At 65.9% G+C, this 12,530-nt stretch carries 11 protein-coding genes; 6 read left to right on the top strand and 5 right to left on the bottom strand.

Annotation, left to right across the window (positions count from 1 at the left end; genetic code table 11):
- Positions 1-21: 21 nt before the first annotated feature.
- The 3 genes from AC3QL2_RS21535 to AC3QL2_RS21525 all read right to left on the bottom strand — a co-directional run bounded on the left by AC3QL2_RS21535 (position 22) and on the right by AC3QL2_RS21525 (position 4,214).
- A complete protein-coding gene (locus AC3QL2_RS21535; protein WP_493232365.1) occupies positions 22-1,917 on the bottom strand; it encodes a propionate--CoA ligase in 1,896 nt (631 codons plus the stop codon).
- A gap of 83 nt (positions 1,918-2,000) precedes the next feature.
- Positions 2,001-3,179, bottom strand: a complete 1,179-nt coding sequence (locus AC3QL2_RS21530; protein ID WP_493232364.1) for a GGDEF domain-containing response regulator — start codon at positions 3,177-3,179, stop codon at positions 2,001-2,003.
- Positions 3,180-3,206: 27 nt separating this feature from the next.
- Positions 3,207-4,214, bottom strand: a complete 1,008-nt coding sequence (locus AC3QL2_RS21525; RefSeq protein WP_493232363.1) for an oxidoreductase — start codon at positions 4,212-4,214, stop codon at positions 3,207-3,209.
- Positions 4,215-4,364: 150 nt separating this feature from the next.
- Here AC3QL2_RS21525 and AC3QL2_RS21520 point away from each other — a divergent pair, with 150 nt between their 5' ends.
- Entirely contained in the window at positions 4,365-5,252 is an 888-nt protein-coding gene (locus AC3QL2_RS21520; protein ID WP_493232362.1) for an HDOD domain-containing protein, read from the top strand.
- A gap of 6 nt (positions 5,253-5,258) precedes the next feature.
- Here AC3QL2_RS21520 and AC3QL2_RS21515 read toward each other — a convergent pair whose 3' ends face one another.
- Positions 5,259-7,166 (bottom strand): ATP-binding cassette domain-containing protein, encoded by a 1,908-nt coding sequence (locus AC3QL2_RS21515; RefSeq protein WP_493232361.1) that lies wholly within the window; start codon positions 7,164-7,166, stop codon positions 5,259-5,261.
- Between the two features lie 134 nt (positions 7,167-7,300).
- Here AC3QL2_RS21515 and hemP point away from each other — a divergent pair, with 134 nt between their 5' ends.
- The 3 genes from hemP to AC3QL2_RS21500 all read left to right on the top strand — a co-directional run bounded on the left by hemP (position 7,301) and on the right by AC3QL2_RS21500 (position 8,851).
- Positions 7,301-7,576, top strand: coding sequence for a hemin uptake protein HemP (gene hemP, locus AC3QL2_RS21510; protein WP_493232360.1), 276 nt, complete (start codon positions 7,301-7,303; stop codon positions 7,574-7,576).
- 203 nt (positions 7,577-7,779) lie between these two features.
- Positions 7,780-8,010, top strand: coding sequence for a (2Fe-2S)-binding protein (locus AC3QL2_RS21505; protein ID WP_493232359.1), 231 nt, complete (start codon positions 7,780-7,782; stop codon positions 8,008-8,010).
- Positions 8,011-8,197: 187 nt separating this feature from the next.
- Positions 8,198-8,851: a TetR/AcrR family transcriptional regulator gene (locus AC3QL2_RS21500; RefSeq protein ID WP_493232358.1), complete on the top strand. Its 654-nt coding sequence runs from the start codon at positions 8,198-8,200 to the stop codon at positions 8,849-8,851.
- Positions 8,852-8,897: 46 nt separating this feature from the next.
- Here AC3QL2_RS21500 and glcC read toward each other — a convergent pair whose 3' ends face one another.
- Entirely contained in the window at positions 8,898-9,686 is a 789-nt protein-coding gene (gene glcC / locus AC3QL2_RS21495) for a transcriptional regulator GlcC (protein ID WP_493232357.1), read from the bottom strand.
- A 248-nt stretch (positions 9,687-9,934) separates the two neighbouring features.
- On the opposite strand from glcC, the gene glcD reads away from it, so the two are divergent.
- Positions 9,935-11,434 carry a glycolate oxidase subunit GlcD gene (gene glcD / locus AC3QL2_RS21490; protein ID WP_493232356.1) on the top strand — a complete coding sequence of 500 codons (1,500 nt, stop codon included), beginning with the start codon at positions 9,935-9,937 and terminating at the stop codon, positions 11,432-11,434.
- Positions 11,434-12,501, top strand: coding sequence for a glycolate oxidase subunit GlcE (gene glcE / locus AC3QL2_RS21485; RefSeq protein WP_493232355.1), 1,068 nt, complete (start codon positions 11,434-11,436; stop codon positions 12,499-12,501). The genes glcD and glcE overlap by 1 nt, the downstream gene beginning before the upstream one ends.
- Positions 12,502-12,530 lie beyond the last annotated feature (29 nt).

The raw sequence follows: 12,530 nt of genomic DNA, 5'->3' as shown, positions 1-12,530 counted from the left end.
TGGATCAGCTACAACCCAGGCTTACTTGGCGCCCAGTGCCGACTTGATCTGCTCCAGCGTGGACGGATCCTCGATGGTGGTCAGGTCGCCCGGATCGCGGCCTTCCGCCAGCGCCTGGATGGAGCGGCGCAGCATCTTGCCGGAACGGGTCTTGGGCAGACCGGAGATGAAGTGCACGCGGGCCGGACGGGCGATGGCGCCGAGGCTGCCGTCGACGATCTTCATCACAGCCTTCTCGAGCTCGGCGACCTTTTCCGGGGTGTCGATGGTGGTCGGGTCCTTGACCACGGCAAAGGCCATCGGCATCTGGCCCTTCAGCTGGTCGGCCACACCGACCACCGCCACTTCGGCGATGGCGGGATGGGACTGCACCGCTTCCTCGATCTCGCGGGTGCCCAGGCGGTGGCCGGCGACGTTGATCACGTCATCGGTACGGCCGAGGATCTTGTAGTAGCCCTTGTCGTCCTTGATGCCCCAGTCGAAGCTGGAATAGACCAGCGGTTCCTGGAACAGCGTGAAGTAGGTGGACACGAAACGCTTGTCATCGCCCCACACGGTGGACAGGCAGCCGGGCGGCAGCGGCGGCACGACACCGACGATGCCCTTTTCGTTGGGGCCGCATTCGGAACCGTCGTCGCGGAACAGGCGCACGTCGTAGCCATACACCGGGAAGCCAGGGGAGCCGAGCTGCACTTCGTGGTGCTCGACGCCGGGCATCAGGGACAGCATCGCCCAGCCGGTTTCGGTCTGCCAGTAGTGGTCGATGACCTGGATGCCCAGCTCGTCCATCATCCACTGGTGGGAAGTTTCGTCCATCGGCTCGCCGGCGCAGTACAGGGTGCGCAGCTTGGAGAGGTCGTACTTCTTGAGGAAGGCCGGGTCCTGCTTCTTCAGCACGCGGATCGCAGTCGGCGCGCTGAACATCACGGTGACTTCGTGATCCTGGCAGATCTTCCACCAGATGCCGGCGTCGGGGCGCAGCGGCGTGCCTTCGTACATCACGGTGGCCATGCCGGCGATCAGCGGGCCGTAGATGATGTAGCTGTGACCAACCACCCAGCCGATGTCGGAGGTGGAGAAGAAGGTCTCGCCCGCGTTGCCGCAGTAGATGTGCTTCATGGACGCGGCCAGCGCCACGGCGTAACCGCCGGTGTCGCGTTGCACGCCCTTCGGCTTGCCGGTGGTGCCGGAGGTGTACAGGATGTAGCTGGGCTCGGAGGATTCCAGCCAGGTGACCGGCACCTCGGCATTGAGGTGCTGCTCGCGCAGGGTGGCGTAGTCGACGTCACGGCCTTCGACGATGGCCATGTCCTTGTCGAGGCCACGGTTGACCATCAGCACGCTGGCGGGCTTGTGCTCGGCCAGGCTGATGGCTTCGTCGAGCAGGTGCTTGTACGGCACCGGGCGGCCACCGCGCATGCCGGCGTCGGCGGACACGATGACGGTCGGCTTGGCGTCGTCGATACGGGTTGCCAGCGAGTGGGAGGCGAAACCGCCGAACACCACCGAATGGATCGCGCCGATACGCGCACACGCCAGCATCGCGAAGCAGGCTTCGGCGATCATCGGCATGTAGATCAGCACGCGATCGCCCTTCTTGACGCCGAGGCTCTGGTAGATCGCCGCCATGCGCATGACTTCGGTGCGCAGCTCGGCGAAGGTGTAAACCTTTTCCTGGTCGGTCTCGGTGGAGATGAAGACCAGCGCCTTGCGATCCGGATGGGTCTCGGCGTGGCGGTCTACCGCGTTGTAGCAGAGGTTGGTTTCACCGCCGACGAACCACTTGACGAACGGCGGGTTGGAAAAATCGTAGATCTGGCTGGGCTGCTTGTTCCAGTGCACCAGCTCGGCCTGTTCGCCCCAGAAGCCATCGCGGTCTTCGATCGAGCGCTTGTGAAATTCCTTGTATGTTGCCATCGGATCCTCTCCCTATTCTTGAATAGTCCAAACCACTTTCAATTTGTGGGAGCAGTACGTCCGCCTGTTGCAGCGTCTGTCCCTTATTCGTTTTTGGGTTGCATATTCGATCCGGTTTCTGCGGCGCGGGCGAGGGCTGCCAGCGGCAGACCGGAAGGAAGCTCGGATTCTATCAATTCCAGCAGCGGTAAGAGCGTCCGTATGGCGTCAGGAAGTTGTTTGCGCAGGTTGGCGTCCAGTCCGGTAGTGCGCAGGCGCACCAAGAGCTGGTCGATGCTGACCGGTGCGCGGGTCGGCTGCTCGACCATGTCCGGCGTGACTTCGCCGTCGGCGCCGATCACCCGGTTGCCGCCGGCGGCGCGCCCGCTGGCGATGCGCTCCATCGCCACACCGATCAGGTGGCTGACGGTCTGCACCTTGCCGGGGGTCGTCGCGGCCAGACCGATGGTGATCTGGATGCGGATGCGCTCCTCCCGGTAGGTCATCACGATGTGGTCGAAAGCCGCGCGAAGGCGCATGGCGAAGGCACAAGCCCCGTCCATGTTGGTGCTCGGCGACACCACCGCGAAACGCGCCGGCGCCAGTTCGGCGACGGTGTCTTCCTGGCGCAGCTTGGTGGCGAGGATCTTCGACAGCTTGCGGTTGACCAGCTGCGCCACGTGGGCGCCGTAACGGGCCACCAGCGCGTCGAAATGGTCGATCTCGATGACCATCACCGACACATCGGCGTGCCGGCGCTGGGCCAGGGACAGCTCCTGCGCCGCGTGGTAATGGAGGTAGGACGGCGTGGCCAGGCCGGAACTGGGATCCACCGGACTCGCGCTAGCCAGCGCCGCCCTGCTCTCTTCCAGATCCCGCTGGGTGCGGGCGAGCTGGGTCAGCGCCTCCAGGCGAGCCAGCAGCTCTACGTTGCCGATGCTCTTGGAGATGAAGTCGGTGGCCCCGGCGCTCTTGGCGCGGACGCGCACGTCGGGCTCATCGTCGCCGGAGATCACCACCACCGGCAAGGTGTTGATGCGCGAGATGCGCGAGGCGCGGATGCGTTCCAGCAGGCCGTAGCCGTCCAGATTGGGCATGCCGATGTCGGTGATGACGGCCTGGATGGTCGGGTCCACCATCAGGGTCTGCCAGCCGGCTTCACCGTCGGCCTCCTCGCGCACCTCGAAGCGGTCCCGTATGTGCCGGATGATGGAAGCCCGCACCATCCGGGAATCGTCGATGATCAAGACCCTTGGCAGGGTCTGCTCGCTGTCGTCGCTCATGCTGGGACTCGCTGGAAAAATGAATCTTTAAGGATTAACGGCAATCACCGTGCGCCCCTTGACCCTGCCGGCGATGAAGTCGTCGAAAACGCCGGGCAGGTCGCCGAAAGGCACCGTGCGCGTCATGCCGGCCAGATGGCGGGGCTTGAGGTCGGATGCCAGGCGCTGCCAGACGGTGCTGCGGGTCGGGAAGCCGATGTAGCCGGAATCCACGCCGAGCAGGCTGACCCCGCGCAGGATGAACGGGAACACCGTGGCGTTGAGGGCGATGCTCTGGGCGTTGCCGATGCTCGCCACCGTACCGGCCTGCTTCATCGTGGACAGCACCCAGGTCAGGATGTCACCGCCCACGTTGTCCACCGCGCCGGCCCACAGGCCCGCGTCGAGGGGCCGCGTCTTGGCCGGGTCGATGGTGTCGCGCAGGCGGATCTCGGCGGCGCCGAGGTCCTTGAGGTAGGCCTCTTCCTGCGCTTTGCCGGTCAACGCGACGACGTGGTAGCCGAGCCCGGCCAGCATGTCGATGGCCAGGCCGCCGACGCCGCCGCTGGCGCCGGTGACAATCACCGGGCCGCTGTCGGGACGCAGGCCGTTGTCCTCCATGCGGACGATGCCCAGCGCGGCCGTGAAGCCGGCAGTACCGAGGGCCATCGCCTCAAAGAGGCTCAGGCCGGCCGGCAGCGGCACGACCCAGCCGGCCGGGATCCGCGCGTATTCCGCGTAGCCGCCGTGATGGGCCACGCCGATGTCGAAACTGGTCGCAATGACCTCGTCACCCGCCTTGAAGCGCGGATCGCTGCTTTCCACCACCGTACCCGACAGGTCGATGCCGCCAACGCAGGGGAAGCGGCGGATGATCTTGCCGGCGCCTGTCGCGGCCAATGCGTCCTTGTAGTTCACGCTGGAATAGGCCACCTTGATTAAAACCTCGCCGGCATCGAGGGCATCGGCGGCAAGGGTTTCCATCGCGGCGGCAACCTTGCGGTTCTCGTCCTGGCGGATCACATAGGCCTTGAAGGGGGAAAGGGTGACGGTCATGCGTTTCTCCTCGTTGCCGGGCACCGGATTGGCGCCTCATGTTGGTTATCGGCCGATTATAGCCCTGCCAACTTGACGCCAAGCCGCACCACGCCTCAATACCGAATGCAAAATGCCGTAAATGGATTCATCGCCCGCAGGAACACCGACATGGCCCTGATCAACGTCCCCTTCGAGACCCTGGACGCCTACATCGCGTTCTTCAGCCAGCAGCCCTTGCCCGTCCTCAAGCACACGGTCAAGGAGCTGCAGGCGATGCGCGGCCGGGAGGATCACATCAACGGCCGCACGGTCGCCGCACTGGTGCTGAGCGATCCGATGATGACGCTGCACGTCCTGATCCATATCGAAGAGAACCGGCGCGCCCGGCAGAATCACGACATCACCACCGTCGAGCGGGCGATCATGATGATGGGCATCTCGCCCTTCCTGCGCCAGTTCTCGGATCTGCCGACCATCGAAGACCAGCTCGCATCGTCGCCAAAGGCCCTCGTCGGCGTGCTCAAGGTGATCAGCCGGGCCCGCCGCGCCGCTCGCTACGCGCGCGACTGGGCCATCGTCCGCCACGACCTGGACGTGGACGAGATCACCGTGGCGGCCCTGCTGTCGGAGGTCACGGAGATCCTGTGCTGGAGCCTGGCGCCAAAGCTGACCTACCAGGTGTACGAGATGCAGCACATCGACCGGAGCCTGCGCTCCGCGTCCGCCCAGAAGTCGATCTTCAACTTCTCGGCGCGGGAGCTGCAGCTGGCCCTGGTCCATCACTGGCGACTGCCGGAACTGCTGGTGTCCATGCTGGACGAGCGGCAGATCGGGAATCCGCGGGTGCGTACCGTTCAACTGGCCAACAGCCTGGCTCGGCACACCGGGCTCGGCTGGGACGACCCGGCCATTCCCGATGACCTCAGCGCGATCACCGAGCTGCTGCACATCAACCGGGAGACGCTGCTCAGCCGCCTGTCGGTGCCGCACGAAGCCGTCGAGCCCCTGCTTGCCGCCGGCGGCGACGCCCAGGGGGCGATGCCGCCGCCCCTCTGAACGGTTTTACTTGCCGGTGCCGCGCGACTCCAGCTCTTCCCAGCGCAGCATGGCCGCCTCGATCTCCCCTTCCAGCGCCTGCAGGCGGGTGTTGAGGGCCGGCACTTCCTGCGGAGCATCCCGGTAGGTGGCGGGATCGTTGAGGCGGGCCTGGATGGTGCCCTGCTCTTCCTCCAGTGCCGCGATGCGGTCCGGCAAGGCTTCCAGCTCCCGCTGTTCCTTCCAGCTCAGTTTGACCGGCTTCGCTGCCTGCGGCTTGGGTTCTTCCTTCTTCGCCTGAACCGGCTTGGGCGCGGCGGCGGGCTTGGTGGCCTCGGGAACGGGGCGCACGCGCAGCCAGTCCTCATAGCCGCCGGCGTATTCCTTCCAGTTGCCGTTGCCTTCCGCGGCGATCACCTGCGTCACCACGTTGTCGAGGAAGGCCCGGTCGTGGCTGACCAGGAAGACGGTGCCGTCGTACTGGGCCAGCAGGTCTTCGAGCAGATCGAGAGTTTCGATGTCCAGGTCGTTGGTCGGCTCGTCGAGCACCAGCACGTTGGCCGGACGGGCGAACAGGCGCGCCAGCAGCAGGCGGTTGCGCTCACCGCCGGACAGGGACTTGACCGGCGAACGGGCCCGTTGCGGCGAGAACAGGAAGTCTTCCAGGTAACCGATGACGTGGGTGCGGTGACCGGCGATTTCCACGTAGTCGGAGCCCGGGCTGATGACTTCGGTCAGCGGCGCCTCGGGATCGAGCTGCGCGCGCAGCTGGTCGAAATAGGCCACCGTCTGGCGCGTGCCGCGCTTGATCGTGCCTTCGTCCGCTTCGAGCTCACCGAGGATTAGCTTCAGCAGCGTGGTCTTGCCGGCGCCGTTGGGGCCGATCAGGCCGATGCGGTCGCCGCGCAGGATGCGCGTGGAGAAATCGCGGACAATCTGCCGCTCGCCGAAGCTCTTGTTCACATGGGTCAGCTCGGCCACCAGCTGGCCGCTGCTCTCCCCGCGGTCCAGCGCCAGCTTGACGTTGCCAAAACGGTCACGGCGGGCACTGCGCTCGCGGCGCAGGGCTTCCAGGCGCCGCACACGGCCTTCGTTGCGGGTCCGTCGCGCTTCGACGCCCTTGCGAATCCACACTTCTTCCTGCGCCAGCAGCTTGTCGAAGCGGGCATTGGCTTTGTCTTCCGCGTCCAGCTGATCGGCCTTGCGCGCCTGGTAGTCGCTGAAGCGGCCGGGAAAGCTGCTCAGGATGCCGCGATCCAGCTCGACGATGCGCGTCGCCACGTGGTTCAGGAAGACCCGGTCGTGGGTGATGACCACCACCGCGCCCGGAAAATCGCGAATCAGCTCTTCGAGCCACAGGATGCCGTCGATATCCAGGTGGTTGGTCGGCTCATCGAGCAGCAGCATTTCCGGCTCGCCGACCAGCGCGCGGGCCAGTGCCACGCGCTTGATGCCGCCACCCGACAGGCTGCCGACGACCGCCTCGCCCGACAGCTTGAGCTGGGCCAGGACCTGTTCGACACGCTGCTCCAGGCGCCAGGCCTGGGCATCCTCGACGCGGTGCTGGAGCTCTTCGAGCCGCGCCAGGTTGGTCTCGCTGGCATCGTCGGCCACCGCCAGCATGGCCTCGTGATACTCCACCAGCAGGCGGGCCACGTCGCCCAGGCCATCGGCCACGGTCTCGAACACCGTGCGCTCCAGCGAAAAGTCCGCCTCCTGGGGCACGTAGGCGATCCGCGCCCCCGGCTGCCGCCACAGGCGCCCATCGTCCAGCATGGCCTGCCCGGCCAGCGCCTTCAACAGGCTTGATTTACCGCTGCCGTTGCGGCCGATCAGCGCGACCCGCTCGCCGGGGTCGAGCTGGAAACTGGCCTTGTCGAGCAAGGCAACGTGGCCGAAGGCGAGGCAGGCATCATCGAGGGTGATCAGCGGCATGGTGCAAATAAGTAGGCAAGACTGCAGAAGGGGCTGGATTCTACCCCGCCGCCGCGTTCCGCCGCCGAAACAGCCGACGACCACGGCCCGGAAAGGCATGCCCGCTGTCCTCGAAGCAACACCGAAACGGCGTGATGCAGACTTTCTTCACAAGCCTGTTGACGAAAACGATTCTCAGATATTTAATAGGAACCGTTCTCATTAGCATTCGTGTCCAAGTGGAAAACCTTAGCACTCCGGCCCAGCAATCGTCCTGCGACGCAGCCCTCGAAGCCGATGTCGGCCAGTTCGAGGTGCCGATCCGGAGCAAGGATCTCTTCAACGACCGTAGCTGCGTGTTCATCGAGCATGAAGGCATGATTTATGCACTTCGAGCTACACGTGCCGGCAAACTGATACTGACCAAATGACGACATCTGCCCGACTCCGCCACCGCGACGGCCTTCCCGGCCACTGGACCGAACCCACTGGCCAGCGCCCGCTGTCTGCCACCGGCCTTGCAGCCCTGTTGTGCGTCGGGCTTGCGGGGTGTGTTGCGGCAGCCAGTCTGGTGTTGCGCCTTTATCCGATCGTCTGAGCAAGCCCTCAATCCGGGTGTGAAGGAAAGAAGACAATGTACGTTTGCATCTGTCGTGCCGTTACTGAAAAGCACATCGAAACCGCCGTTCAGGGCGGCGCGCGGCGTCTGCGCGATCTGCGGCAGCAGCTTGGCGTGACCGAGGAATGTGGACGTTGCGCCCAGTGCGCCAAGCAGTGTCTCGACGGCGCCGTGGAGCAGGCCTGTGCCTCCGCCTGCAGCAGTGCTGCCGACTCCAACTACCCGCAGCTGCTGATCGCCGCCTGAGTCCGGCTTCGCCGCACCGCCTGATCCATCAGGGCGGGTGCGTCGATTTGTGCTCTGCACATCTCAGCACGTCCCGCCACATCCACCGACCAAAAAGTTTTTAGGCATACGCCATAAAGCAGGTGGCAGTTGAGGGGCACATCGGTTATCTTTATGGGTCCATCAAATTTTATCCGGGCCCAGCGACATGCCCACCGGCAACACACCCAGTAACGACACCGGCGCCAGCCATCCGCGCAAGCGCCTCACCCCCGCCACCCGAATCCCCCTGATCCTCGATGCAGCCCTGGCCGAGTTTTCGGCCCACGGCTATAGCGCCACGCGCGTCGACGACATCGCCAACCGGGCAGGCCTTTCCAAGGGCGGCTTCTACGCCCACTTCTCAGGCAAGGACGCGGTCTTCGAAGCGCTGCTGCGCCGTTCGTTGACGGCTCCGACGCTGGACGTGGACGCGCTGCTGGAATCCGCCACCGACATCCGCAGCCTCATCGAACAGCTGGTGGACCAGTTGCATACCCACCTGGGCGACCCTACTCTGCGCGCCACCGCCCGCTTGCTGCTGACCGAAGGCCACCGCCTGCCCGACATCGTGACCCTGTGGCGGCAGAACACCGTGGACAACCTGCACGTGCAACTGGGCAGCCTGCTGCGCCGCTGCGTCGAACGCGGCCTGTGCCGGGACAGCACGGTGGTCCACCATCCCTGGCTGATCCTGTCGCCGGTCATCCACCAACTATTCCAGCAGCTCTCCTCGGCCGCGGTCATACCGATGCAGCTCCGCGAGGTGCGCAGCACCCACGTGGACATGCTGTGCGAACTGCTGACCCCGCAGGCAGCCTGACCGCCGGGCGCTGAGCAGCGCCCCACGCACGCCGGCGGATCGCTGCCTAGCGGTCCGCCCCCAGCCGCATCGAGGCCCGCACGAGGTGCTGCTCCTCCTGCTCGATCTCGAGAAAGGTATCGCGCAGGCTGTTGATGTGCTCGCAGGCCACGCGGCAGGCCTTTTCCGAATCCCTGTCCAGCACCGCCCGGTAGATGCGCTCGTGGTGGCGGTCCAGCACGCGCTTGTGGGCGGGGCGATGGTAGAGATTGCTCACCGATGCCAGCACGCTGCTGAGCATCAGGTCCGACAGGGACTGTAGTGTGTGCACCAGCACCGGGTTGTGGGACGCGTCGTTGATCGCCCGGTGAAAGGCGTGGTCGGCACGGGCGTGTTCCTCCAGCGTCACACCCTCCCCCTGCCCTTGCAGGCTCTGTAGCTCCTCATAGCGCCGCCGGATGAGCAGAAAATCCGACGGCGTGCCGCGCTGGGCGGCCAGACGCGCCGCCTCGCTCTCCAGAATGGCCCGCACCTCCAGCAGGTCGTACAGCGTGCGTGGCTGGGAACTGAACAGATGCATCAGCGGCGACATGTCCCGGTCGGAGGACAGCGGCGCCACATAGGACCCGCTGCCATGGCGGGTCTCGATGATGCCCAGCCCGCGCAGCACCCGCAGCCCTTCCCGCAGAGCCGTCCGCGAAGTGCCGAGTTTCTCGCACAGCCGCCGCTCCGACGGCAACACCTCCCCCACCTTCAGGATGCCGTCGATGATCAGCCGCTCGATCCGCTCGGCGACCACGTCGGCCACCTGCTTGCGCGCGGTGGCCTGGAACGGAGCGCTGGAGCGGCTTTTCAAGGTGGTCCTACCAGTTGATTCGGACACTGCGGCAAGTCCCTTCTGACGGTCCGATCACATTGAATTCAAAGGTTTTATCTTTCAATAAGGGAAAACATGTATTCGAAAATACTGGTACGACCACTTGAAAAGTGCTTTGTTTTCAGTGTCTTCGAAACCTAGTATCGGCCATTCCGAGCACTCGGCCGGGCCGTGCCAAGGCCCCGAACGAGCGCCAAACCCAACCGGAACCTTCTGGGCCCGCAGCCATGAACATCCTCTACGACGAAAAGATCGACGGCGAGCTCCACCATGTGGACCGCGCCGAACTGCTGGCCGCGATGCGCACCGCCGTGCCCGATCTGGAGATTCTGCACACCCGCGAAGACCTCAAGCCCTTCGAATGCGACGGCCTCGCGGCCTACCGCACCACGCCGCTGCTGGTCGTGCTGCCCGAGCGCATCGATCAAGTGGAAACCTTGCTCAAGCTGTGCCACCGCATGCACGTGCCGGTGGTCGCCCGCGGCGCCGGCACCGGCCTGTCCGGCGGTGCGCTGCCGCTGGAACAGGGCGTGCTGCTGGTGATGGCGCGCTTCAACCGCATCCTCGAAGTGAATCCGGAAGGCCGCTTCGCCCGCGTCCAGCCCGGCGTGCGCAACCTGGCCATCTCCCAGGCCGCCGAGCCCTTCGGCCTCTACTACGCGCCGGACCCGTCGTCGCAGATCGCCTGCTCCATCGGCGGCAACGTGGCCGAGAACGCCGGTGGCGTGCATTGCCTCAAGTACGGCCTCACCGTGCACAACCTGCTGAAGGTCGAAGCGCTGACCATTGAAGGCGAACACGTGACCCTCGGCGCCGACGCGCTGGACGCAGCCGGCTTCGACCTGCTGGCGCTGTTCACCGGCTCCGAAGGCCTGCTCGGCGTGGTCACCGAAGTCACCGTCAAGCTGCTGCCCAAACCACAGGTGGCTCGTGTGCTGATGGCCAGCTTCGATTCCATCGAAAAGGCTGGCAAGGCGGTGGCCGACATCATCTCCGCCGGCATCATCCCGGGCGGCCTCGAAATGATGGACAAGCTGGCCATCCGGGCCGCCGAGGACTTCATCCACGCCGGCTACCCGGTGGATGCCGAAGCCATCCTGCTGTGCGAACTCGACGGCGTCGAGGCCGACGTGCAGGACGACATCGAGCGCGTACGCGCGGTGCTCAACGCCGCCGGCGCCACCGACGTACAACTGGCGCGGGACGAGGCCGAGCGCATCCGCTTCTGGGCCGGCCGCAAGAACGCCTTCCCGGCCGTCGGCCGCATGTCGCCGGACTACTACTGCATGGACGGCACCATCCCGCGCAAGCAGCTGCCGGCCGTGCTGAAGGGCACCGCCGACCTGTCCGTCGAGTACGGGCTGCGGGTCGCCAATGTGTTCCACGCCGGCGACGGCAACATGCACCCGCTGATCCTCTTCGATGCTAACCAGCCCGGCGAATTCGAGCGGGCCGAAGCCCTCGGCGGCAAGATCCTCGAACTGTGCGTGGCGGTAGGCGGCACCATCACCGGCGAGCACGGCGTCGGCCGCGAGAAGATCAACCAGATGTGCGTGCAGTTCAACAGCGACGAGCTGACCTTCTTCCACGCCGTGAAGGCCGCCTTCGACCCGGCCGGCCTCCTCAACCCCGGCAAGAACATCCCGACCCTGCACCGCTGCGCCGAATTCGGTGCGATGCACGTCCACCACGGCCACCTGCCCTTCCCTGAACTGGAGCGTTTCTGATGAGCGAGCACCCCCACGACGCCGACCAGGGCGACGCCTTACTGTCCCAGGTTCAGGCGGCGCTGGCTGCCGGCACGCCGCTCTCCATCACCGGAGGTGGCAGCAAGGCCTTTTACGGCCGCAAGGTGGATGGTGTACCGCTGGACGTCCGCGGCCACCGGGGCATCGTCAATTACGACCCTGCCGAACTGGTCATCACCGCCCGCGCCGGCACACCGCTGGCCGAACTCAACGCCGCCCTCGACGCCGCCGGCCAGATGCTGCCCTGCGAGGCGCCGGACTTCACCGGCAGCGCCACCGTCGGCGGCATGGTCGCGGCCGGCCTGTCCGGCCCGCGCCGCCCGTGGGTCGGCTCGGTGCGCGACTTCGTGCTCGGCTGCCGCATCATCACCGGCCATGGCAAGCACCTGCGCTTCGGTGGCGAGGTCATCAAGAATGTGGCCGGCTACGACGTCTCCCGGCTGATGACGGGCACCCTCGGCTGCCTCGGCCTGATCACCGAAGTGTCCTTCAAAGTCCTGCCCAAGCCCCGAGCCAGCCTCACGCTGCGCCTCGAGATGGATCGCCCGCGTGCCCTGCGCAAGTTCGCCGAATGGGGACAGCAGTCCCTGCCAATCAGCGGCGCCTGCCAAGACGGCGGCACCACGCTGCTGCGCCTGGAAGGCGGCGAGAGTTCCGTTAAGGCCGCCCGCGCACTGCTCGGCGGTGAAGAAGTATCGGCGGATTTCTGGGACGGCCTGCGCAACCACCAGCTCGGTTTCTTCAAGGACCCGCGCCCCCTGTGGCGTCTGGCGGTGGGCAACAACCGCACGCCGGTGGACCTGCCCGGCGACGCGCTGATCGACTGGGGTGGCGCCCAGGTGTGGCTCAAGTCGACGGCCGACGCCGTGAAACTGCGCGCCCTCGCCGAATCGGCCGGCGGCCACGCCGACTGCTACACGCCCGACATCACCGACGGCCCGCTGCCGCTGCTGCCCGGTGCGCTGATGCGCTATCACCGCCAGCTCAAGGCCCAGCTCGACCCGCAGGGCGTCTTCAACCCCGGCCGCATGTACGCCGGGCTGTAAACGCCCCCGCGCCCTCCCCTCTCCAGACC

It is taken from the genome of Zoogloea sp. GW822-FHT05C07, from assembly GCF_058800215.1.
Note: the sequence above shows the minus strand (reverse complement) of the source record. Positions and strands in the feature narration are given on the sequence as shown.